The 21,858-nt window shown below is 64.3% G+C and carries 17 protein-coding genes; 13 read left to right on the top strand and 4 right to left on the bottom strand.

Going from position 1 to position 21,858, the window contains the following annotated elements; genetic code table 11:
- Nucleotides 1-49: 49 nt before the first annotated feature.
- The 3 genes from lysM to X738_RS46610 all read right to left on the bottom strand — a co-directional run bounded on the left by lysM (nucleotide 50) and on the right by X738_RS46610 (nucleotide 2,892).
- Nucleotides 50-523 carry a peptidoglycan-binding protein LysM gene (lysM, locus tag X738_RS46620; protein WP_023796912.1) on the bottom strand — a complete coding sequence of 158 codons (474 nt, stop codon included), beginning with the start codon at nucleotides 521-523 and terminating at the stop codon, nucleotides 50-52.
- A gap of 180 nt (nucleotides 524-703) precedes the next feature.
- Nucleotides 704-1,141, bottom strand: coding sequence for an alternative ribosome rescue aminoacyl-tRNA hydrolase ArfB (arfB, locus tag X738_RS46615; protein WP_023796911.1), 438 nt, complete (start codon nucleotides 1,139-1,141; stop codon nucleotides 704-706).
- A 140-nt stretch (nucleotides 1,142-1,281) separates the two neighbouring features.
- Nucleotides 1,282-2,892 (bottom strand): phosphoenolpyruvate carboxykinase, encoded by a 1,611-nt coding sequence (locus X738_RS46610; RefSeq protein WP_023796910.1) that lies wholly within the window; start codon nucleotides 2,890-2,892, stop codon nucleotides 1,282-1,284.
- 344 nt (nucleotides 2,893-3,236) lie between these two features.
- Here X738_RS46610 and X738_RS46605 point away from each other — a divergent pair, with 344 nt between their 5' ends.
- From X738_RS46605 to X738_RS46545, 13 genes are all read left to right on the top strand, one after another.
- Nucleotides 3,237-3,938: a response regulator transcription factor gene (locus X738_RS46605; protein ID WP_023796909.1), complete on the top strand. Its 702-nt coding sequence runs from the start codon at nucleotides 3,237-3,239 to the stop codon at nucleotides 3,936-3,938.
- A gap of 141 nt (nucleotides 3,939-4,079) precedes the next feature.
- Entirely contained in the window at nucleotides 4,080-5,861 is a 1,782-nt protein-coding gene (locus X738_RS46600; protein ID WP_023796908.1) for a sensor histidine kinase, read from the top strand.
- A 3-nt stretch (nucleotides 5,862-5,864) separates the two neighbouring features.
- On the top strand, nucleotides 5,865-6,311 hold the full coding sequence (locus X738_RS46595) for an HPr kinase/phosphorylase (RefSeq protein WP_023796907.1): 447 nt from the start codon (nucleotides 5,865-5,867) through the stop codon (nucleotides 6,309-6,311).
- 164 nt (nucleotides 6,312-6,475) lie between these two features.
- A complete protein-coding gene (locus X738_RS46590; RefSeq protein ID WP_023796905.1) occupies nucleotides 6,476-6,877 on the top strand; it encodes a PTS sugar transporter subunit IIA in 402 nt (133 codons plus the stop codon).
- Nucleotides 6,874-7,170, top strand: coding sequence for an HPr family phosphocarrier protein (locus tag X738_RS46585; protein WP_023796904.1), 297 nt, complete (start codon nucleotides 6,874-6,876; stop codon nucleotides 7,168-7,170). Before X738_RS46590 ends, X738_RS46585 begins: the two co-directional genes overlap by 4 nt.
- Before the next feature lie 191 nt (nucleotides 7,171-7,361).
- Nucleotides 7,362-8,762 (top strand): adenosylhomocysteinase, encoded by a 1,401-nt coding sequence (ahcY, locus tag X738_RS46580; protein ID WP_023796903.1) that lies wholly within the window; start codon nucleotides 7,362-7,364, stop codon nucleotides 8,760-8,762.
- Between the two features lie 187 nt (nucleotides 8,763-8,949).
- Nucleotides 8,950-11,529, top strand: a complete 2,580-nt coding sequence (locus X738_RS46575) for a sensor histidine kinase (RefSeq protein ID WP_023796902.1) — start codon at nucleotides 8,950-8,952, stop codon at nucleotides 11,527-11,529.
- Nucleotides 11,530-11,537: 8 nt separating this feature from the next.
- The gene (tsaE, locus tag X738_RS46570) at nucleotides 11,538-13,049 is read left to right on the top strand and encodes a tRNA (adenosine(37)-N6)-threonylcarbamoyltransferase complex ATPase subunit type 1 TsaE (protein ID WP_023796901.1); all 1,512 of its coding nucleotides are present in this window, start codon (nucleotides 11,538-11,540) and stop codon (nucleotides 13,047-13,049) included.
- A complete protein-coding gene (locus tag X738_RS46565; RefSeq protein ID WP_023796900.1) occupies nucleotides 13,046-13,816 on the top strand; it encodes a nucleotidyltransferase family protein in 771 nt (256 codons plus the stop codon). Before tsaE ends, X738_RS46565 begins: the two co-directional genes overlap by 4 nt.
- Nucleotides 13,813-16,941: a double-strand break repair protein AddB gene (gene addB, locus X738_RS46560; RefSeq protein WP_023796899.1), complete on the top strand. Its 3,129-nt coding sequence runs from the start codon at nucleotides 13,813-13,815 to the stop codon at nucleotides 16,939-16,941. Before X738_RS46565 ends, addB begins: the two co-directional genes overlap by 4 nt.
- Complete coding sequence (gene addA, locus X738_RS46555; RefSeq protein WP_023796898.1) at nucleotides 16,938-20,447, top strand: double-strand break repair helicase AddA; 3,510 nt, start codon at nucleotides 16,938-16,940, stop codon at nucleotides 20,445-20,447. The genes addB and addA overlap by 4 nt, the downstream gene beginning before the upstream one ends.
- 74 nt (nucleotides 20,448-20,521) lie before the next feature.
- Nucleotides 20,522-20,845, top strand: coding sequence for a thioredoxin (gene trxA, locus X738_RS46550; RefSeq protein WP_023796897.1), 324 nt, complete (start codon nucleotides 20,522-20,524; stop codon nucleotides 20,843-20,845).
- Between the two features lie 214 nt (nucleotides 20,846-21,059).
- Nucleotides 21,060-21,341 (top strand): cupin domain-containing protein, encoded by a 282-nt coding sequence (locus X738_RS46545; protein ID WP_023796896.1) that lies wholly within the window; start codon nucleotides 21,060-21,062, stop codon nucleotides 21,339-21,341.
- Nucleotides 21,342-21,379: 38 nt separating this feature from the next.
- On the opposite strand, the gene X738_RS46540 is transcribed toward X738_RS46545, so the two are convergent.
- On the bottom strand, nucleotides 21,380-21,799 hold the full coding sequence (locus X738_RS46540) for a VOC family protein (protein WP_023796895.1): 420 nt from the start codon (nucleotides 21,797-21,799) through the stop codon (nucleotides 21,380-21,382).
- Nucleotides 21,800-21,858 lie beyond the last annotated feature (59 nt).

Below are 21,858 nucleotides of genomic sequence, written 5' to 3'. Positions count from 1 at the left end.
GCAGGAAACCGCCGTTTGCAGGCCGGCATCACCTGAATATCAACATACCTTAGTCGAGATCCGGGATGCGCAGAACCTGCCCCGGATAGATCCTGTCCGGGTCGGTCAGCATCGGCTTGTTGGCCTCGAAAATGATCGTGTTCTTCGCACCCTTGCCCTTGCCATAGCTCTTTTCCGCGATCTTCCAGAGATTGTCGCCTTTCTTGACCGTGTAGAAGGTCGGTTGCTTGGCCGGGGCTGCGGGCGTGCCGGCCTCGGGTGCGGCGACCTGCAATTCATCCGCCTGCACCTTGGACACGCCGAGCGTGTTGCCGACGGCGATGATGGCTTTTTCGAAGATCGACTGATCCTTGACCACGCCTTTCAGCACAGCCGTATCGCCCTTGACGTCGACTTCCACATTGTCGGTGCCGAGCGCGTGCGAATCGAGTTCCTTCTTCAGCGTATCGGCGGTCGGCTCCGGCTCATCGTCGCCGAAGCCGAGCTTCTTGCCGACGTCCTTGACGAAATCAAACATGCCCATCTGGGGTCTCCTTGCTGTGACGAATACCGAACTTGCCACCTGCAACCTCGAATTGGAAGCGGTCTCGACCGCGATCGATGTCGCGCCCGCCGCATCGGCCCAAAACTCGGAATCGATTTTTGGAAAAGCACCATGCGTGGCTGCCAGAGCGCGCACCCTTTGCGTCCGGGTGGACGCGTGTCAATCGTCGTCCACGCGACCGCGCAGCTTCTTGATCGTGCCGCGCCCAGCCTTGGTCTTCAGCCGCCTTTCGACCGCGCCTTTCGAAGGCCTCGTCTTCTTGCGCGGCGGCGGCGGCGGTTCGGCGGCCTTGGCGACCAGTTCCGCAAGCCGCGCCCGGGCGTCCGCCCGGTTCTGCTCTTGCGTGCGGAAGCGACCGGCCTCGATGACGATGACGCCGTCCTTGGTGGCGCGCTGGCCGGCCAGCCTTATGGTTCGCTCGCGGACGCGCTCCGACAGGCCCGGCGCATTCGCTGCATCGAAGCGCAATTGCACCGCCGTCGCCACCTTGTTGACGTTCTGGCCGCCGGGGCCGGACGAGCGGATGAAGTCCTCGTGCAGGTCATCCGGATGGATCACCGCATCGTCGGCAATGATGATCTTGTCGTCGGCGTTCATGCCGCAGTCATGGCGCGGCGAACGAAAAAAGAAAAGGCCCGATCCCCGGATCGGACCTTCCCCCGGGTCGGGCCTTCCCGATCCCGGTCCCGGGTCGGGCGTTCCCGACCCCGGTCCGGCGCCTCGAGATGCAGCGGCGACTATTCCGCGGCTTCGCGCATGCGCGGCGCGGCGCCGAGCACGATGGCGTCGACATGCGGTTCGAATTTTTCGAAATTGACGGCGAACATGCCGACCAGCCTCGCCGCCTGCAGGTCATAGGCTGAGGTATCGGCCCATGTCGATCTTGGATCGAGAATGGCACGGTCGACGCCCGCGACCGCCACCGGCACCTCGAAACCAAAATTGGCGTCGGTCCGGTAATCGGCCCCTTTCAGCGAGCCGTCGAGCGCCGCGGCGAGCAGCGCCCGCGTTGCCTTGATCGGCATCCGCTTGCCGGTGCCGTAGGCACCGCCGGTCCAGCCGGTGTTGACCAGCCAGCAATCGACACTGTGATGGGCGATCAGCTCGCGCAGCAGATTGCCGTATTCCGACGGATGGCGCGGCATGAACGGTGCGCCGAAACAGGTCGAAAACGTCGCTTCGGGTTCGGTGACGCCCTTTTCGGTCCCTGCCACCTTGGCGGTGTAGCCGGAGAGGAAATGATACATCGCCTGCGCCGGGGTCAGCCGGGCGATCGGCGGCATCACGCCGAATGCGTCGGCGGTCAGCATGATGATGTTTTTCGGGTGACCGGCGCGGCCCGTCTTGCTGGCGTTGGGGATGAAGTGGAGCGGATAGGCGCAGCGCGTGTTTTCAGTGAGATTGCCGTCGTTGAAATCCGGCACGCGGCCGGCGTCGAGCACCACATTCTCCAGCACCGTGCCGAAGCGTTGGGTGGTGGCGAAGATCTCCGGCTCGGCTGCGGCCGAGAGCTTTATCGTCTTGGCATAGCAGCCGCCTTCGAAGTTGAAGATACCATGCGGACCCCAGCCGTGCTCGTCGTCGCCGACCAGCGTGCGCGACGGATCGGCCGACAGCGTCGTCTTGCCGGTTCCCGAGAGGCCGAAGAAGATCGCCGCGTCTCCGCCGGCGCCTTCATTGGCCGAGCAGTGCATCGGCATCACGCCCTTCGCCGGCAACAGATAGTTGAGCACGGTGAACACCGATTTTTTCATTTCGCCGGCATAGGAGGTGCCGCCGATCAGCACGATCATGCGCGTCAGATCGACGGCGATCACCGTTCCGGTTCGGGTGCCGTGGCGGACGGGATCGGCACGGAACGACGGCAGGTCGATGATCGTCAACTCGGGCACGAAATTCTCGAGCTCGGCGGCTTCCGGGCGAATGAGCAGATTGCGGATGAACAAGGAGTGCCAGGCAAGCTCCGTGACGACCCGGGTCGTCAGCTTCAAGTCCTCATCGGCGCCGCCGACCAGGTCCTGCACATAAAGATCCTTGTCCGCCGCGTGGGCGCGAAAATCGGCGAGCAGCGTGTCGAACTGGACCGGCGAAATCGACTTGTTGTTGTCCCACCAGACATGCGGCCCGGTGGTCTCGTCGCGGACGACGAATTTGTCCTTGGGCGAGCGGCCGGTGTGCTGCCCGGTCTCGGCGACCAGTGCGCCATGCGCGGTAAGCCGGGCCTCGCCGCGGCGGATCGCCTCCTCGTAAAGGACCGCCTCGCCGAAATTATAGCGCACCGCGCCGGTGGTTTTCAGGCCGATCCGGTCGATCGCCCATGCGGGATTGCGTTTGCCGGCTTCCGACATGAGGGGTTCCTTCTTCGATTGCAGCATCCTGGCCGGCGAACTTCCGGAGCCCCCAACGATGGAGACTGTAACGGTCAGAACCAGAAAAGCCAAATGATATCAAATATTTAATCGATTTAAATATTTTGAAAGTTGTTTAAATCGTTTATATGTGCGAAAAATCAGGCGGGTGCCCAAAGGATTGGCGGTCTGTATCGGTCCAATCCATGTTGAGGTGAGATTGTGGCCGCCGGCATGCCGCTCGTGACAGCGGACGAAGCCTGTGCCACATTTTGTACCTAATTTGTCCTGCAAAAGCCCCTTCTCGACCAAAGAAGGGACAGCTCATGAGGGAGCCACTTGAAATGGCAACAATCGCGCTTGTCGACGACGACCGCAACATTCTGACGTCGGTGTCGATCGCCCTCGAATCGGAGGGGTATCGCGTCGAAACCTATACGGATGGGGCGTCGGCGCTGGAAGGTCTGGCGGCGCGCCCGCCGAATCTCGCCATCCTCGACATCAAGATGCCGCGCATGGACGGCATGGAGCTTCTGCGCCGGATGCGCCAGAAATCCGACCTGCCGGTGATCTTCCTGACCTCCAAGGACGACGAGATCGATGAGCTTTTCGGCCTCAAGATGGGCGCCGACGACTTTATCCGCAAACCCTTCTCGCAGCGTCTTCTGGTCGAGCGGGTTCGCGCCGTGCTGCGCCGTGCCAGCGCCCGCGAGGCGTCGGCCAAGACGCCCAACCAGCAGGCCCGTTCGCTTGAGCGCGGCCAGCTTGTCATGGACCAGGAGCGCCACACCTGCACCTGGAAAGGCGAGCCGGTGACGCTTACCGTCACCGAATTCCTGATCCTGCATTCACTGGCCCAACGCCCCGGTGTGGTAAAAAGCCGTGATGCGCTGATGGATTCGGCCTATGATGAGCAGGTCTATGTCGATGACCGCACCATCGACAGTCACATCAAGCGGCTTCGCAAGAAGTTCAAGGCCGTCGATGATGACTTCGAGATGATCGAAACGCTTTACGGAGTCGGATATCGGTTTCGCGAAGCGTAAATAGGCAATAGGCAGTAGGGAATAGTCGGTAGTCAGTTTTGAATGGTGCGAACGGCCACTCAGCATCGCCGCGACCTCAGCCAACCATTTCTCTATTCCCTACTGCCTACTCACTAATTACTAAGCGGGGGCTGCTATTCGATGGCAGTGGACGTAGAGCGAGTGAGACGGACGGGCGCCCGGCGCCCGTCGCGGATTCTGCCCGCATTCCTGTCGAGGATCACGGTGCCGATGCGCCGCTTCCTCGGCCACCATATCTTTTCCAGCCTGACGCGCCGCATTCTCTTCCTCAACCTCGCCGGCCTGGCCGTCCTGGTCACCGGCATTCTCTACCTCAACACGTTTCGCGACGGGCTGATCGATGCCCGCGTCGAGAGCCTGATGACCCAGGGCGAGATCATCGCCGGCGCGATCGCGGCATCGGCGACGGTCGAGACCGATTCGATCAGCATCGATCCGGAAAAGCTGCTTGAACTGCAGGCCGGCGAAAGCCTGGGCCCCGGCTCCGATCAACTCGACAATCTGGACTTTCCGATCAATCCGGAACGCGTCGCGCCGGTGCTCAGGCGCTTGATTTCGCCGACGCGGACGCGCGCCCGGATCTATGACCGCGACGCCAATCTGCTGCTCGATTCGCGCCACCTCTATTCGCGCGGCCAGATCCTTCGCTACGATCTGCCGCCGACCGACAAGGAAGAGCCCGATCTTCTCGAGCGAATCCAGAAATTCGTCTTCGACTTCTTCCGCAACACCGCGCTGCCGGTCTACCATGAGCAGCCGGGTGGCAACGGCGCTGCATTTCCGGAGGTGGTCAAGGCGCTTACCGGCAGCCCGTCGACCATCGTCCGGATCTCCGAACAGGGCGAGCAGATTGTTTCGGTCGCCGTGCCGATCCAGCGCTTCCGCGCCGTCCTCGGCGTGCTGATGCTGTCGACGGAAGGCGGCGACATCGACAAGATCGTCGCGGCTGAGCGCAAGGCGATCCTGCGCGTCTTCGGCATCGCCGCCCTTGTCACCGCCATCCTGTCGATGCTGCTTGCCTCGACCATCGCCAACCCGCTGCGCCGGCTGTCGGCGGCGGCGGTCAGGGTGCGGCGCGGTGTCAAGAATCGCGAGGAAATCCCGGACTTCTCCGATCGGCAGGACGAGATCGGCAATCTGTCGATCGCCGTGCGCGACATGACCAATGCGCTCTACGCCCGCATCGAGGCGATCGAAAGTTTCGCGGCCGACGTATCGCACGAGTTGAAGAACCCGCTGACCTCGCTGCGCAGCGCGGTAGAGACCCTGCCTCTGGCCAAGAACGAGGCGTCGCGCGCCCGGCTGATGGAGATCATCCAGCACGACGTCAGGCGGCTGGACCGTCTCATCACCGACATTTCCGATGCCTCCCGCCTTGACGCCGAGCTCGCGCGCGAAGACGCAGGAACCGTGGATCTCAAGAAATTCATCACGGATCTGGTCGACGTTTCGCGCACGGCCACGCGCAACAAGAAGACGGTCGACATCGAGTTCAAGGTCGCCAAACTGCCGCAGGGCGTCAAAGGCTATTTTGTCGCCGGCCATGACCTGAGGATCGGCCAGGTCATCACCAACCTGATCGAGAATGCCCGCTCCTTCGTTCCTGAGGAGCGCGGCCACATCGCCATATCGCTGGCGCGCGCCGGCAAGGTCAACATCATCACCGTCGACGACAATGGTCCCGGTATAAGGGCCGACAACATCGACCGCATCTTCGAGCGCTTCTACACCGACCGGCCGGCCGGCGAGGCGTTCGGCCAGAACTCGGGTCTTGGCCTGTCGATCAGCAGGCAGATCGTCGAAGCCCATGGCGGCACGCTGACCGCCGAGAACATCCCGGGCACCAAACCCGGCGAGATCAAGGGCGCGCGTTTCGTCGTGACACTGCCGGCGGAAGGCTGATCTGTGCGTGCTGAAAACATTCATGGAACGGCGCTGCTGATCGGCGAGCGCGGCGTCCTCATCACCGGACCGTCCGGCGCCGGCAAGACGACGCTGGCGCTGACACTCCTGGATCATTGCCGCGCGCGCGGGCTGTTTTCGCGGCTTATCGGCGACGACAGGCTGCTCGCCACGGCCCACGCCGGGCGGCTGGTCTGTCGCGTGCCGGCGACCATCGCCGGTCTCGCCGAAGTGCCTGGCTTCATGCCGCGCCCGCTGCCGTTCGAGCCGGGTGGAGTGATCGACCTGCATGTCCGGCTGGTGCCGAAGGCAGAAATGGCCCGTTTCCAGGAGGAAATCAGCGAGCCGGTGGCAGGCTGTCCGGTGTGGCGTATCGACCTTGCCGAGCGCAACGCCGCCACGGCCTTGCCGGCGGTGATGGCGCGGCTGTCGATCGCGCCCTTTTTATGATCCGGTTCCGGTTTTTTGCTGCAATGCGTCAAAATGGCCTGGGCCTGTGCAATTTTGGGCTTGTCAACGCGTCTCGCGTCGACAAGATAGCGCTCCCGCCGCCTGGAATGGCCGGCGAGCATAAAATGCGGCTGTGAAGCGGCGATGACGGGAGCCACCAAAGAATGATCGGACTCGTGCTTGTAACGCACGGTCAACTGGCCGCCGAGTTCCGCCATGCCGTGGAACATGTCGTCGGGCCACAAGACAATTTCGAGACCGTGGCGATCGGCGCCGACGACGATATGGAGCAGCGCCGCAGCGACATCGTCGACGCCGTTGCCCGTGTCGACACGGGGGCGGGCGTCATCGTCTTGACCGACATGTTCGGCGGCACGCCCTCCAATCTCGCCATTTCGGTGATGGAATCCGGTCGTACCGAGGTCATTGCCGGCATGAACCTGCCGATGCTGATCAAGCTGTCCAGCATTCGCAAGGGCGACAATATGAGCGCAGCGCTGGACGAGGCGCAGGCGGCCGGCCGCAAATACATCAATGTCGCTAGCCAGCTTCTGAGCAGCAAATGAGCGCGCTGTCGGCCAACAAGGGTGACATCGTCCGGGAATTTCCAATCGTCAACCAGCGTGGCCTGCATGCCCGCGCCTCGGCAAAGTTCGTTCAGGTCGCCAGCGGTTTCGACGCCTCCGTCCAGGTCGAGAAGGACGGCGTCACGGTTGGTGGCACCTCGATCATGGGCCTCATGATGCTGGCGGCAAGCCCCGGCTATTCGATCCGCGTCACCGCCAGCGGCCCGGAGGCCGAGCAGGTGATCGACGCGCTGGAGCAGCTGGTCGCCTCCCGCTTCGGCGAAGAGTCCTGACGCCTGGAGCGCGTCGCGGCTGAACCCGATCTCGCGCCGGTGCGCCTGCGAAGACATGCACGGATAAAGATTTCTTTATATCCCATTGTCGTCCGACCGACGATCTGCTAGTCAGGCCGGCAACTCGCGCCCTTCGACACGCCTTCCGGCGCGGGCGCATCCCGAAGACAATTCTTGATCGGAGCACTGCCATGACGGGTAGCAATGACTATGTGGTCGCCGACATCTCGCTTGCCGGCTGGGGCCGCAAGGAGATCGAGATCGCCGAAACCGAAATGCCGGGCCTGATAGCCTGCCGCGAAGAATTCGGCAAGGCGCAGCCGCTCAAGGGCGCGCGCATCACCGGCTCGCTGCACATGACCATCCAGACGGCGGTGCTGATCGAAACGCTGAAGGCGCTCGGCGCCGAGATCCGCTGGGCCTCCTGCAACATCTTCTCGACCCAGGACCATGCGGCCGCGGCCATCGCCGAGGCCGGCATTCCGGTCTTCGCCGTCAAGGGCGAGTCGCTCGAGGACTACTGGGTCTACACCGACAAGATATTCCAGTGGGCCGATGGCGGCACCTCCAATATGATCCTCGACGATGGCGGCGACGCCACCATGTACATCCTGATCGGCGCGCGCGCCGAAGCCGGCGAGGATGTGCTCTCCAATCCGGGCAGCGAGGAGGAAGAAATCCTGTTTGCCCAGATCAAGAAGCGTATGGCGGCATCGCCCGGCTTCTTCGCCAAGCAGAAGGAGGCGATCCGCGGCGTCACCGAAGAGACGACGACCGGCGTCAACCGGCTCTATCAGTTGCAGAAGAAGGGCCTGCTGCCGTTCCCGGCGATCAACGTCAACGACAGCGTGACCAAGTCGAAATTCGACAATAAATATGGCTGCAAGGAATCGCTGGTCGACGGCATTCGCCGCGGCACCGACACGATGATGGCCGGCAAGGTTGCGGTCGTTTGCGGCTATGGCGACGTCGGCAAGGGCTCTTCGGCGTCGCTCAAGGGCGCCGGCGCCCGCGTCAAGGTCACCGAGGTCGATCCGATCTGCGCATTGCAGGCGGCAATGGACGGCTTCGAAGTCGTCACCCTCGAAGATGCCGCCCCGACCGCCGACATCATCATCACCACCACCGGCAACAAGGATGTCGTCACCATCGACCATATGCGGGCGATGAAGGACATGGTGATCGTCGGCAATATCGGCCACTTCGACAACGAGATCCAGGTGGCGTCGCTGCGCAATCTGAAGTGGACCAACATCAAGCCGCAGGTCGACATGATCACCTTCCCGGACGGCAAGCGGATGATCCTTTTGTCGGAAGGCCGCCTGCTCAATCTCGGCAACGCCACCGGCCACCCGAGCTTCGTTATGTCGGCGTCCTTCACAAACCAGGTGCTGGCCCAGATCGAGCTGTACAGCAAGCCCGGCCAGTATCAGAACCAGGTCTATGTCCTGCCGAAGCATCTCGATGAAAAGGTCGCGCGCCTGCATCTCGACAAGCTCGGCGCCCGGCTTACCGAACTGTCCGGCGAACAGGCCGCCTATATCGGCGTGACCCCGCAGGGACCGTTCAAGCCGGAACACTACCGCTATTAACCACAGCGGAAATTACCACTAGATATTGAGGCCGGGCGATTGACTTTCGCCCGGCTTTATTTTTGCGCTGATTGATTCTTCACGCCGATTCGCGCAAGCGCTATGGTGCTGATTCGCGGGCCCGGGGACGAGGGCCGAGGCCCGCATCAGGGCGGTCTTGCATTCAGGCGGCGAAGAGGACCAGGACATGCCGGGGGATTACCCGCCTTGCGCGGGACAGGCCGTTTCCGGCGGCCACAACGATATGGCGACCACGGGTTCCGCTGCCAGAGGCGGAAGCCTCTTATGGCGCGCTGGCGCCCGCGTCGGAAAATTGCTTGCTTCTTCCGCGCTCGCCGGCCCGCTGCTTGGCCTTTCGGCACACGCTGGACCGGCTGCTGCATCCCACGCGGCTGCGCCCAAAGCCGGGCTGTCGGTCAGCACGGTCGAGGTCATGCAACTCGCCATGTTTGTCGGCGTCATGGGCGCGGCACTTGTCTCGGCCATTTTCCTGATCCGCGAACGGGCGCGCACCTCGGCCCAGAATGGCGAACTCAGAGCCCGCCTGGCCGACGTCAACGCTGCGCTGCAGCGCTCCGAGGCGCTGCTCAACCTGCGCGGCCAGCGTGTCGTCGTGTGGGCATCGGAAAACAAAAAGCCCGAGCTCGTCGGGACATTGCCGGTTGAAAGCGGGGCTCCGGAAGACCGTGCCGCCTTCCTCGCCTTTGGCCGTTGGCTGATGCCGCGCTCGGCGGCGGCGCTCGAGAATGCCGTGGCGGGACTGCGGGAAAAGGCGAAGCCGTTCGATCTCGTCATCGAATCGCAGGCGGGGGCGCCGCTCGAAGTGCACGGCCGCAAGAGCGCAGCACACGTGCTCGTCCGCTTCGTCTCGCTTTCTGAAACGCAGCGAAGCGAGGCCAGGCTAAGAATTGAGAACCAGCGCCTTGCCGCCGACTATGACACCATGCTCGGTCTTTTCAACGCACTCAGCATGCCAGCCTGGCTGCGCTCGGCGGACGGGCGGCTGAAATGGGTCAACCGCGCCTATGCCAGGGCGGTCGAGGCGGAAAACGCCGAAGCTGCGGTTCGCGACGCGAAGGAGTTCCTGGGCGGCCAGGCGCGCGATGCAATCGCTGCGCAGCACAAGTCGCATCCCGTCTTCGAGCAGGCGCTTTCCACCGTGATCGAAGGCGACCGCCGCATGTTCGCCGTGACCGACTTCGCCGGCGCGGACGGCTCGGCGGGTCTCGCCTACGACACCAGCGCCATCGAAACGATCCGTAGCGAATATGAGCGGACCGTGCGCAGCCATGCCGACACGCTCGACCAGCTCAACACCGCCGTGGCGATTTTCGATACCGACGAAAAACTGCGGTTTTTCAACCAGGCGTTTCAGAAACTATGGGGTCTCGACAGCGGCTTCCTGCACAGCGCTCCGGACAACGCCTTGTTGCTCGACCGGCTGCGCAGCGAAGGCAAGATCGCCGAGCAGCCCGAATGGCGGCGCTGGAAGGAAAGCCTGCTTGGCGCCTATCGCGCGGTCGAGTCGCAGGAACATTGGTGGCATTTGCCGGACGGCAAGACCATCCGCGTCGTCGCCAATCCGCAGCCCAAAGGTGGCGTCACCTGGGTGTTCGAGAACCTGACCGAGAAGATGGACCTTGAAAGCCGCTACCAGACCGCGGTGCGGGTCCAGGGCGAAACGCTCGACAATCTTGCCGAAGGCGTAGCCGTGTTCGGCCCCGACGGCAGGCTCAGATTGTCGAACCCGGCATTCGCAGCACTTTGGGGGCTCGACGCCGACGCCGCCAAGCCCAACGTTCACGTCTCCACGATCCGTGATCTGTGCGACCGGCGGGCCGCCGACAGCCCCTGGCGCGGGTTCGTTGCCGCCGTCACCGGTTTCGACGACGAGCGCCGCGACCGCCACGGCCAGACTGAGCTGAACAACGGCACCGTGCTGCGCTACGCGATGATCCCGCTGCCCAACGGTCAGGTGATGATGACCTTCGTCGACGTCACCGACAGCGTCAATGTCGAGCGGGCGCTGAAGGACAAGAATGAGGCACTGGAAAAATCCGACCAGCTCAAGAACGAGTTTGTGCAGCATGTCTCCTACGAGCTGCGCTCGCCGCTGACCAACATCATCGGCTTCACCGAGCTGCTTTCGCTGCCCTCGACCGGGCCATTGAACCAGAAGCAGAGCGAATATGTCGAGCATGTCAGCTCGTCTTCCTCGGTCCTGCTCACCATCGTCAACGACATCCTCGACCTGGCGACCGTGGATGCCGGCATCATGGAACTCGATATCTCCGAAGTTCACGTCGACCGGACCATCGCTGCCGCTGCCGAGCTTGTTGCCGACCGGCTGGAGGAGCATGCGATCAGGCTCAAGATCGATGCGGCCACTGCGCCAAAGACGTTCCACGGCGACGAAATCCGCATCCGCCAGATCCTCTACAACCTGCTGAGCAATGCCGCGAACTACGCACCGGAGGCGAGCACCATCACGCTCGCCTGCCGCTCGCTTGCCGAAGGCGTGGAATTCTCCGTTCACGACGATGGTCCCGGCATGCCGCCGGACCTGCTCGATTCCGTGTTCCGCCGTTTCGAACCGCGCACCAATGGCGGCCGCCGGCGCGGCCCCGGCCTCGGCCTGTCGATCGTCAAGAGCTTTGTCGAGCTGCATGGCGGCAGTGTCCGCATCGAAACCGGCAAGGACATGGGCACCACCGTCATTTGTGCCTTTCCCGACACGCCGTCCGGCATCCGCGCGGCGGCCGAGTAGCGCGTTCGATGGCAGGCATGGTGCTGGAGCGTTTTCTCGCCGACGAGGCTGCGACCGCAAGGCTGGGCGAGGATCTGGCCATGTCGCTGCGCCCCGGCGACGTGCTGGCTCTCAGAGGCGATCTCGGCGCCGGCAAGTCGAGTTTGGCGCGGGCGCTGATCAGGGCAATGACCGACGATGCCGGTCTCGACGTGCCGAGCCCGACCTTCACGCTCGTCCAGAGCTATGAGGCGCGTGTCCCCGTCCATCATTTCGACCTCTATCGCCTGTCCGCGGCGTCCGAACTGGACGAACTGGGTTTCGACGAGGCGCTGGCGCAAGGCGCTGCCCTGGTCGAATGGCCGGAGCGGGCAGAGGCCTATTTGCCAAAGACTTCGGTGCTGATCGAACTCGTCCATCAGGACGACGGACGCCTGGCGAGATTGTCGGGACAAGGCGTTGCCTTCGAGCGCGCGGCGCGCTCGCTGGCCATGCGCAATTTTCTTGAAAGAGCCGGCTGGGGTGAAGCGCAGAGACGCTATTTTATCGGCGACGCCTCGGCCCGCTCCTATGAGGTCGTCTCGCTGGCCGGCCTGCCGCCGCGCGTGTTGATGAACTCGCCGCGGCTGGTGCTCGGGCCGCCGGTCCGCGACGGCAAGCCCTATGCGGTGATCGCCCACACCGCACAATCCGTCGCGGCCTTCGTCGCCATCGATCGGGCATTGCGGGCCGGCGGCGTCTGCGCCCCGGAAATCCACGCGCAGGACCTGGACCAGGGCTTTCTTCTCATGGAGCATCTCGGCTCGGAGGGATTTCTCGGCCAGCACGGTCAGCCGCTGGCGGAGCGCTACGCGGCGGCGGCCGAACTGCTTGCGATGATGCACGGCAAGACGTGGCCCGATCGCATCGAGGCCGCGCCCGGCGTCTTTCACGACGTGCCGCCTTTCGACCGCGACGCCATGATGATCGAAGCCGAATTGCTGCTCGACTGGTATGTGCCGGCGATCACAGGCGGCCCGGCAAGCGATGCCTTGCGCGCCGGCTATACCAAGCAATGGAACGCGGCTCTCGACCGGCTGGAGGGGCGCGAATACACGCTCATGCTGCGCGACTTTCATTCGCCCAACGTCATCTGGCGCGGCAATCGTTCCGGTCACGATCGCCTTGGCATCGTCGATGTCCAGGACGCGCTGATCGGCCCCTCGGCCTATGATCTCGCCTCGCTCGCCATGGATGCCCGGGTTACAATCTCGCCTGAGATCGAGCGACGGACGCTCGATGCCTATATCGCTGCGCGCCATAAGGCTGGCGCTTTTAACGAAGACGAATTCGTCGAGGCCTATGCGATCATGGCGGCGCAGCGCAATTCGAAGATCCTCGGCATTTTCGTCCGGCTCGAAAAGCGCGACGGCAAGCCCTATTATCTGAAACACCTGCCGCGCATCCGCGATTATCTTCGGCGGGCGCTGGCGCATCCGGCACTGGCCGGCCTGCGGGATTTCTACACCGCCCACGGGCTGCTGGAGGAGCGGCCGCTGTGACGACACGCCCCAAAACCGCAATGGTGCTTGCCGCCGGGCTGGGAAAGCGCATGCGGCCAATCACCGACACAATGCCGAAACCGCTGGTCAGAATATCAGGCAAGACGTTGCTCGACTGGAGCCTGGACAGCCTGGCCCGTGCCGGCGTCGACAAGGCCATCGTCAACGTCCATTACTTTCCCGAGCAGATCGTCGCCCACGTCGCCGCGCGCCGCGCGCCGCGCGTCGTCATTTCCGACGAAAGCCAAAGACTGCTCGATTCCGCCGGCGGTATCGTCCATGCTTTGCCGGAACTGGGAGGGGCTCCCTTTTACATCGTCAACGCCGACACCTTCTGGATCGACAGCAGCGTGCCCAACCTTGCCCGCCTCGCCCTTGCATGGGACGCGGCGAAAATGGATATTCTGCTGATGCTCGCGGATTCCCAGTCAGCAACCGGACACAGCGGCGGCACCGATTTCCTGATGGCGCCTGACGGCGCCTTGCGGCGTTCGAAAGGCGACCCGACAGGCCTGATCTATGCCGGCGCGGCGATCGTCCATCCCAGGCTTTTCAAGGATGCGCCGGCCGGCCCACACTCGCTCAACGCCTATTTCGATGCGGCCATCGCAGCCGGCCGCCTGTACGGCATGGTGATGCACGGCCATTGGATCACCGTTGGCACGCCCGACGCCATTCCGCTTGCGGAAGCGGTCGTTGCCACCGCTCTTGCTGAGTCGCCCGGCACTCTTACCGAGTTGACCAGCGCTCTCACCGAGTTGAAATGAGCGGCTCCCGCCGCGTTTTCTCGATCCCGCCCGGAGCGCCGTTTCTGCCGACGCTGGCCGAGGCCCTGCTGTCAGGGCGCCTCGTTTCCGGTTTCCGCTTCGACGGCGACCCGCTGGCGCTGGCCGACGCCACCATCTACGTGCCGACGCGCCGCGCCGCGCGGGCGCTGCGCGGCGTCTTCGTCGACTGTCTGGGTGGCCGCTCGGCGATACTGCCGGTCATCCGCCCGCTCGGCGAGTTCGACGAGGACGAGGCCGTGTTCGAGGCCGATGCATCGGCCGCCATCGACCTCGCGCCGCCGATCGCCGCGATCGAGCGCCTGCTGCTGCTGGCGCCGCTGGTGCGCGCCTGGAAACGCCGCCTGCCGGCGCATGTCGCGGCACTTTTCGACGAGGAGATCGTTGTGCCGGCGTCGGCCGCCGATGCCATCTGGCTGGCGCGCGACCTGGCCCGGCTGATGGACGAGATCGAGACGGAAGGCACGGACTGGACCAGGCTCGCCGATCTGGTGACCGGCAACCTCGCCGGCTGGTGGCAAGTGACGCTCGACTTCCTGAGCATCGTCACCGAAAACTGGCCGAATCTCCTCGAAGAACGCAATCGCTCCAACCCGGCTGCGCATCGCAATGCGCTGATAAGGCTGGAAGCAGCGCGGCTGAAGCGCAATCCGCCGACCGGGCCGGTGATCGCCGCCGGCTCCACCGGGTCCATTCCCGCCACCGCTGAATTGCTTGCGGTGATCGCCGGCCTGCCCAGCGGCGCGGTCGTGCTGCCCGGCCTCGACCGGATGCTGGATGAGCCGTCATTCCAGGCAATTGCGGTGCCCGGCGCGCGGCCGGCCTTGCTTGGCCACCCGCAATACGGCCTGGCAAAACTGATCGGCAAGATCGGCGTGCTGCGCGGCGATGTCGAGGAGATCGCCGTTGCCGAAGGGCCGCTCGCGCTGCGCGCCGCACTTGTCGGCGAGGCGCTGCGGCCGGCGGAGACCACCGAGCTGTGGGTCGAGACGCGCGCCCGCTTTACGGCCGGCGATATCACCGAAGCCTTCGCCGACGTGACGCTGCTCGAAGCCGCCGGCGAGCGCGACGAAGCGGTGGCGATCGCCGTCGCGCTGAAACGCGCCGTCGAACAGCCCGGCCAGCGCGCCGCGCTCGTCACCGGCGACCGCGCCCTGGCGCGGCGCGTCTCGGTCGAGCTGTTGCGCTTTGGTGTCATCGCCGACGATTCGGGCGGCACACCGCTCATCAACACGCCAGCCGCCGGCCTGCTCAGACTGGCGCTTCAGGCGGCGTTCCGCCCCGGCGATCCCGTGGCCCTGCTGTCGCTGCTCAAACACCCGCTGCTTGGCCTCGGTCTGGAACGCACAAGCGTCCGTCGCGCGGTGGAGATCGTCGAATTGGTGGCGCTGCGCGGCGGCACCGGCCGCCCCGACGTCGCCTCGCTGCCGGAGCTCTTCGATGCCCGGCTCCTCGAATTCGACGATCGCGGGAATCGCCGCCCGCCCTTCTGGCGATCGCGACTTTCGGTCAGGCGCATCGAAGAAGCCCGAGACCTGCTGATCCGGTTAACCGCCGCGCTTGCGCCGCTGGTTGCCTATCGCGACGAGGAGAATGCCGATCTTGCCACGCTTGTGCGGGCCAGCGTCGTCGCGCTCGAAGGTCTCGGCCGCTCCGCGGGTGGCTGTCTGAGCGAACTCTATGCCGACGACGCCGGCGAAAAGCTCACCGAGCTCTTGCGCGGGCTGGTCGCTGCCTCGGCGTCGTTCTCCTTCGGAGCCGACGAATGGCCCGATGTGATGGAGGCGCTGATCGCACCGGAGACAGTCAAGCCGGCACAAGGCACCGACAGGAACATCGCCATCTGGGGTGCGCTGGAAGCCCGGTTGCAGAACGTCGACACGCTGGTCGTCGGCGGGCTCAACGAAGGCGTGTGGCCGCGCAAACCGGAAAGCGACCGCTTCATGTCCCGGCTGATGAAGACCGGCATCGACCTCGAGCCGCCCGAACGGCGCATCGGCCTGGCCGCCCATGATTTCCAGATGGCGATGGGGGCGAGGAAAGTGGTGCTGGCGCGCTCCGCCCGCTCCGGCGACGCACCGGCGGTGCCGTCGCGCTGGCTGCAGCGCCTGCTGACCTTCATAGGCAAGGACCATGCGGCGGTGCTTCGCCGGCGTGGTGATGAATTCCTGTCCTGGGCCCGTGCGCTCGATGCCGGCGAACGAAGAGACTTCGCGCCGCGGCCGCAGCCGAAGCCACCGCTGGATGTGCGGCCGCAACATTTCTCGGTCACCGAGATCGAAACGCTGCGCCGCGATCCTTACGCGATCTATGCCAGGAGGATCCTCCGCCTGATGCCGCTCGACCCGGTCATCCGCGACCCGGGTGCTGCCGAACGCGGCACGCTGTTTCACGCCATCCTGCATCTCTTTTCGCGGACCGTGGCCGATCCGCTTGTGCCGGAGGCGCTGGACGGTCTCATTGCCGCCGGCCGCGAATGCTTTGCCGAGGCGGCCCTTCCTCCCGATGTCGAGGCGGTGTGGTGGCCGCGCTTCGAAAAGCTCGCCGCCGGCATCATCGAATGGGAGCGCGGCCGCGCCTTCGCCGTGACAATGCGGCATGCCGAGGAGCACGCCGAGAAAACAGGCGTCGGCCAGTCCGGCGTGACGCTGTCCGGCTATGCCGATCGTGTCGATCTCCTGGCCGGCGGCATGGCCGACATCCTGGATTACAAGACCGGCTCTTCGCCGTCGAAGGCGCAGGCCCATACGCTGCTTTCGCCGCAACTGGCGCTCGAAGGCGCGCTGCTCAGGCGCGGCGCCTTCAAGGGGCTAGGCGCGCGCGAGCCGTCGCAGCTGGCCTTCATCAGGCTGAAGCCGAATGGCGAGGTGTTCGAGGAATCCATCCTCGAATACAACCGCAAGCCGCGAACCGCCGCAGACCTCGCCGAGGAAGCCTGGGCGCGGCTCGAAAAACTGCTGATCCACTATGCCAACCCGGCGACCGGATACCTGTCGCGGGCGTTGCCGTTCCGCGAGGGCGAGACCGACGGCGACTACGACCATCTCGCCCGCGTGCTCGAATGGTCTGCCGGCGGCGACGCCGACGACGAGGGAGGGGAGGCATGAAGAAGGCCTATCCCATCCCGACCGATACCGCCGTCAGCCAGGCAAGCGCCTCAGATCCGCAAAATTCCGCCTGGGTGTCGGCCAACGCCGGATCGGGCAAGACCCATGTGCTGGCCCAGCGTGTCATCCGACTTCTGCTGCGTGGCACCGATCCGTCGAAGATCCTGTGCCTGACCTACACCCGCGCCGCCGCCGCCAACATGTCGAACAGGGTGTTTTCGACATTGTCGGAATGGACGGCGCTTGGCGACGCAGAACTGGCGACAAGGATAGAGGCGCTGGACGGTCGCCAGCCCAATCGCGAAGCCATGCGCCGCGCCCGCCGCCTGTTCGCCGAGGCGCTGGAGACGCCCGGCGGGCTGAAGATCCAGACCATCCACGCCTTCTGCGAATCGGTGCTGCACCAGTTCCCGCTGGAAGCCAACATACCGGCCCATTTCGAAATGCTCGATCCGCAGATGGAGGCGTCGCTCTTCGCCGCCGCCCGCCGCGACATGATCTCGGGCACGGCGGCCGGCGATGCGGAGCTGGCCGAGGCTTTCGCCACCATTCTGGAACGCGGCGGCGAACACGGGCTTGACGCCTTGCTGGCCGAGATCGTGCGCAAGCGCGAAGGTCTGCGCGCCTTCATCAGCGCGGCTGGCGGCGATGGTTTTCAGGCGCTGTTCGACGAGTTCAGGTTTCCCGCCGGCCAGACCGCCGATGGCCTGGCGGCGTCCGTCTGGCCGCTGCCGGGCTTCCTGCCGGACTATTTCATCACCTTCGCCCGTGCTGCAGAAGCCGCCGATGCCCGCACCGTACTCAACAACCTTCTGCCCTATGCGCGCCTTGCCTTCGCCGAGGATGATCCGGTTCGCCGGCTGCATCTGCTGGCAAAAGCCTTCCTGCGAGGCGATGGCGAGCCTTATGAGCCGGCAATGTTCAAGAAGGCGTTGCTCGACCGGCTGCCGGATCTTGCCGAGCGCTATCTGTCAGCGGTCGATGCCATTCTCGAAATCTCCGACCGATTGGCCTTGTTCAGGATGCTGGAGGGCACACGTGCGGCGCTGACCATCGCCGACTGGCTGATCGCCCGCTACGAGCACTTGAAGCGCGCCCGCGGCTTCCTCGATTTCAACGACCTCATCACCCGAACTGTCAATCTTCTGGCACGGCCCGACGCCGGCCCCTGGGTGCAATACAAGCTCGACCAGGGCATCGACCATATCCTGCTCGACGAGGCGCAGGACACCAGTCCCGACCAGTGGGAGGTGGTGAAGCGACTGGCCGAGGAATTCTTTGCCGGGCTCGGCGCACGCGACAATGTTCACCGCACGGTGTTTGCGGTCGGCGACGAAAAACAGTCGATCTATTCCTTTCAAGGAGCGGCGCCCGACTCCTTCGCCGACTCAAGGCTGCTGTTTTCCGCAAAAGTGCGCGACGCCAAAGCCGCCTTCGCCGATCTCAAGCTGACCTGGTCGTTCCGCTCGACCGAAGACGTGCTTGCGGCGGTGGACCGTGTCTTTGCCGACCCGCTCGTGCGGCGCGGCATCAGCCACGATCCCGACCCGCTGACCCACAAGGCGATCCGCAGCGATGCGCCGGGCTATGTCGAGGTCTGGCCGTCGATCGGCGCCGACGTCGTCGACGAACCCGACGACTGGACGCAAGCCGTCGACCACGCCCATGCGCCGGCGGTGCGTATTGCCGAAAACGTGGCGGCAACCATTGCCGGCTGGATCGGCGCCGGCGAGATCATCGAAGGCCGCGGCAAGAAGCTTCGGCCCGGCGACGTGCTGGTGCTGGTGCGCAAGCGCGATCGTTTCGTCCATGCGCTGACGCGCGCACTGAAGCGCCGCGACATCCCGGTCGCCGGCGCCGACCGCCTCAGCCTGCCTGGTCATATCGCGGTCAAGGACCTGATCGCGCTCGGCCACTTTCTTGTCCAGCCCGAGGACGATCTGTCGCTTGCCGCCGTGCTGCGCAGCCCGATTTTCGATGTTTCGGAAGAGACGCTTTTCGCGCTCGCCGGCGAGCGGCCGTCCGGCCTCTCGTTGATCGCTTCGCTCAGGCAGCAAGCCGGCGAAAGCGCCGCCTTGGCCGCAATCGCTGCCCAGCTCGACACATGGTCCGATGAAGCCGCATTCAGGCCAGTGTTCGAATTCTATGCCGGGGCTCTCGCCCGCGACGGCCTGCGCAAGAAAATGATCGCGCGGCTCGGGCCGGAAGCCGGCGACATCCTCGACGAATTCCTGAGCTTCTGCCTGGCTGAGGAGCGGACCGGCCTGCCGGGGCTGGAATCCTTCCTGTCGACGCTGGAGAATGCCGGCCCCGAGATCAAGCGCGAAATGGACCAGACCCGCGACGAGGTTCGCGTCATGACCGTGCATGCCGCCAAGGGCCTCGAGGCGCCTGTCGTGTTCCTGGTCGATGGTGGCTCGGCGCCGTTCAGCGATCAGCATCTGCCGCGACTGATGCCGTTCGATGGCTCGGGCCAACACTGGGACGGCAAGGGCTATCTCTGGCGTTCGGCCGGCGATGTCGCCAATGGCTTTTCGCGGGCCGCTTCGGTCCGCGCGCGCGAACTGGCCGACGACGAATACCGCCGGCTGCTCTATGTCGGCATGACCCGCGCCGAGGACCGGCTGATCGTCTGCGGCTATCACGGCAAGCGGGTGCCGAATGCCGGCACCTGGCACTCGATCGTCAGCCGCGCGCTGGTCGGCGCGCCCGAAAGCATCGAGCGGCAGCATCCCGCCACCGGCGAGACCGTGCATCGCTTTCACGTGACAAAATTGCCGCCGGTCGCACAGGCGGCCGCCGAAGCGGCGCGGCAGGCGCAACAGTTCGAGCCGTTGCCGAAGAGCCTGTTCCAGCCCTTGCCGCCCTTCGAGGATCTGCCGCGGCCGCTATCGCCGTCCGGCGCCTCGGCGCTGATCGATGAGGCCAGGCAAGCCGTAGTCGACACCAGCTCGCCGGTGCTGGACACCGAGGCAGAACCTGGCTTTGCGGTGATGCGGGGGCTGGCGCTGCACAAATTGCTGCAGATGCTGCCCGGCATTGCCGAGACCGAACGCCGCGATGCCGCGGAGCGCTACCTCAAGCGCGCTGGCGCGCAATGGCCTGAAACCGAGCGCGACAAGGCCTTGGCTTCGGTGGCGACGATCCTTGCCGACAGCCGCTTCGATCAGCTGTTTGCGCCGAATTCACGCGCTGAGGTCGCGGTCATGGGCAGCCTGGAGGTCAAGGGCAAGCTGCGCTCGATCTCCGGCAAGATCGACCGGCTGGCGGTCACATCAGGCAGGGTGTCGATCGTCGACTACAAGACCAACCGGCCAGCGCCTGCAGCGCTGGCGGACGTTCCACCGGCCTATGTCTTGCAACTCGCGCTCTATCGCGCACTGCTCCAGCCGCTTTATCCCGGGCATGAGGTCTCGGCGGCGCTGCTGTTCACTGAAGCGCCGCGGTTGATCGAGCTGCCGCCGGCGGCGATGGACGACGCCCTTGCCCGACTCACGGGAGCGTGACACAACAGCTGCTTGAAGAAGGGCGCGATCACCACCACATTTGGTGCGACAATAACTCTCGAAAGGATTTTCGCATGGCCACCGTCAAGGTCGACAAGAGCAATTTCCAGACCGATGTGCTTGACGCCAAGGAACCGGTCGTCGTCGATTTCTGGGCGGAATGGTGCGGCCCGTGCAAGATGATCGCGCCGGCGCTGGAAGACATCGCCATCGAACTCGGCGGCAAGGTCAAGATCGCCAAGCTCAACATCGACGACAATCCCGAGCTGGCCGCGCAGTTCGGCGTGCGCTCGATCCCGACGCTGATGATCTTCAAGGGCGGCGAAATGGCCGACATGAAGGTCGGCGCCGCGCCGAAGACGGCGCTGTCGCACTGGATCAACGGCAATCTCGCCTGATCCGGCGGAAATCCGCAGACAAGCCCGGCCCTCGCGCCGGGCTTTTTGCTGCGTCATCTAATGTGCCGCGCCTCCCCCTGGACGCGCGAAGGACGCTGCAGCACTTGATCTGACCGAAGATCGGCTCGGATTTTCTGGGTCATGCGGCTGGTCCGCCGTGGCACTCGCCACTTGCCGGCCCATGTTCTTGTCTGGCTTAAAGCAGGAGAACGACATGACCGGATCCGCCAAGGCCACCGTCTTCATCGACAATGAGCGCGTCATCGTCACCGAATACCGCTTCGCGCCGGGCGACAATACCGGCTGGCACCGCCATGGCCATGATTATGTCGTCGTGCCGCTGATGGACGGCAAGCTCAAGCTCCTGACCAAGGACGGCGAATCCTTCGCCGAAATGAAGAAGGGGGCGCCCTATTTCCGCAAGGAGGGCGTGGAGCATGACGTCATCAATGCCAATGAGGGCGAGTATGCCTTCATCGAGATTGAGCTGAAGTAGTCCCCACCGAGGCCGTCTCCGCCATAGGCGTGAGGCGATCACCAATCCGCGATACGATCGCCTCCGACGAACTGCGCACTTTTCTCTGTGTACTCAAACAGTTCTATCTTCACGTTGTTAGGATCGCGAATCCACGCCTGGTAGGTATCATCGCATGCGTGTTTCTTTGACGTGACTTCAACGCCTTTCGCTCTTACGTGGGCGATCGCGGCGTCAAGGTTTTCCACTTCAAGGCAGAAGTGGTTGATCTGGTTCAAGTCGCTATAGCTGGCCCCGTCTTTCTGGAACACCTCGACGTGGCTGCGGCTGCCGCAATTGAGGTAAAAACCGAAAATCTTGCCGTCGCGCAGGAAGTTGAACTGGATGTCCATGCCGAGGACGTCCCGATAGAAGCTTCGCGTCACTTCGAGATCATCCGCGAAGATGCAAACGTGAGCGAGCTGCTTTACCGTGATCATGACTGGCTCCTCGCGATGATCTGACAAAGTCAGGTCATCGTGGTCTGATGAACGGCCGC

It is taken from the genome of Mesorhizobium sp. L48C026A00, from assembly GCF_000502375.1.
Taxonomy (GTDB): Bacteria; Pseudomonadota; Alphaproteobacteria; order Rhizobiales; family Rhizobiaceae; genus Mesorhizobium; species Mesorhizobium muleiense.
Note: the sequence above shows the minus strand (reverse complement) of the source record. Positions and strands in the feature narration are given on the sequence as shown.

What these genes read in the sequence shown, in the direction of transcription:
- lysM (WP_023796912.1), bottom strand. Translation starts at nt 523, where the DNA reads ATGGGCATGTTTGATTTCGTCAAGGACGTCGGCAAGAAGCTCGGCTTC.
- arfB (WP_023796911.1), bottom strand. Translation starts at nt 1,141, where the DNA reads ATGAACGCCGACGACAAGATCATCATTGCCGACGATGCGGTGATCCAT.
- X738_RS46610 (WP_023796910.1), bottom strand. Translation starts at nt 2,892, where the DNA reads ATGTCGGAAGCCGGCAAACGCAATCCCGCATGGGCGATCGACCGGATC.
- X738_RS46605 (WP_023796909.1), top strand. Translation starts at nt 3,237, where the DNA reads ATGGCAACAATCGCGCTTGTCGACGACGACCGCAACATTCTGACGTCG.
- X738_RS46600 (WP_023796908.1), top strand. Translation starts at nt 4,080, where the DNA reads ATGGCAGTGGACGTAGAGCGAGTGAGACGGACGGGCGCCCGGCGCCCG.
- X738_RS46590 (WP_023796905.1), top strand. Translation starts at nt 6,476, where the DNA reads ATGATCGGACTCGTGCTTGTAACGCACGGTCAACTGGCCGCCGAGTTC.
- X738_RS46585 (WP_023796904.1), top strand. Translation starts at nt 6,874, where the DNA reads ATGAGCGCGCTGTCGGCCAACAAGGGTGACATCGTCCGGGAATTTCCA.
- ahcY (WP_023796903.1), top strand. Translation starts at nt 7,362, where the DNA reads ATGACGGGTAGCAATGACTATGTGGTCGCCGACATCTCGCTTGCCGGC.
- X738_RS46575 (WP_023796902.1), top strand. Translation starts at nt 8,950, where the DNA reads ATGCCGGGGGATTACCCGCCTTGCGCGGGACAGGCCGTTTCCGGCGGC.
- tsaE (WP_023796901.1), top strand. Translation starts at nt 11,538, where the DNA reads ATGGCAGGCATGGTGCTGGAGCGTTTTCTCGCCGACGAGGCTGCGACC.
- addB (WP_023796899.1), top strand. Translation starts at nt 13,813, where the DNA reads ATGAGCGGCTCCCGCCGCGTTTTCTCGATCCCGCCCGGAGCGCCGTTT.
- addA (WP_023796898.1), top strand. Translation starts at nt 16,938, where the DNA reads ATGAAGAAGGCCTATCCCATCCCGACCGATACCGCCGTCAGCCAGGCA.
- trxA (WP_023796897.1), top strand. Translation starts at nt 20,522, where the DNA reads ATGGCCACCGTCAAGGTCGACAAGAGCAATTTCCAGACCGATGTGCTT.
- X738_RS46545 (WP_023796896.1), top strand. Translation starts at nt 21,060, where the DNA reads ATGACCGGATCCGCCAAGGCCACCGTCTTCATCGACAATGAGCGCGTC.
- X738_RS46540 (WP_023796895.1), bottom strand. Translation starts at nt 21,799, where the DNA reads ATGATCACGGTAAAGCAGCTCGCTCACGTTTGCATCTTCGCGGATGAT.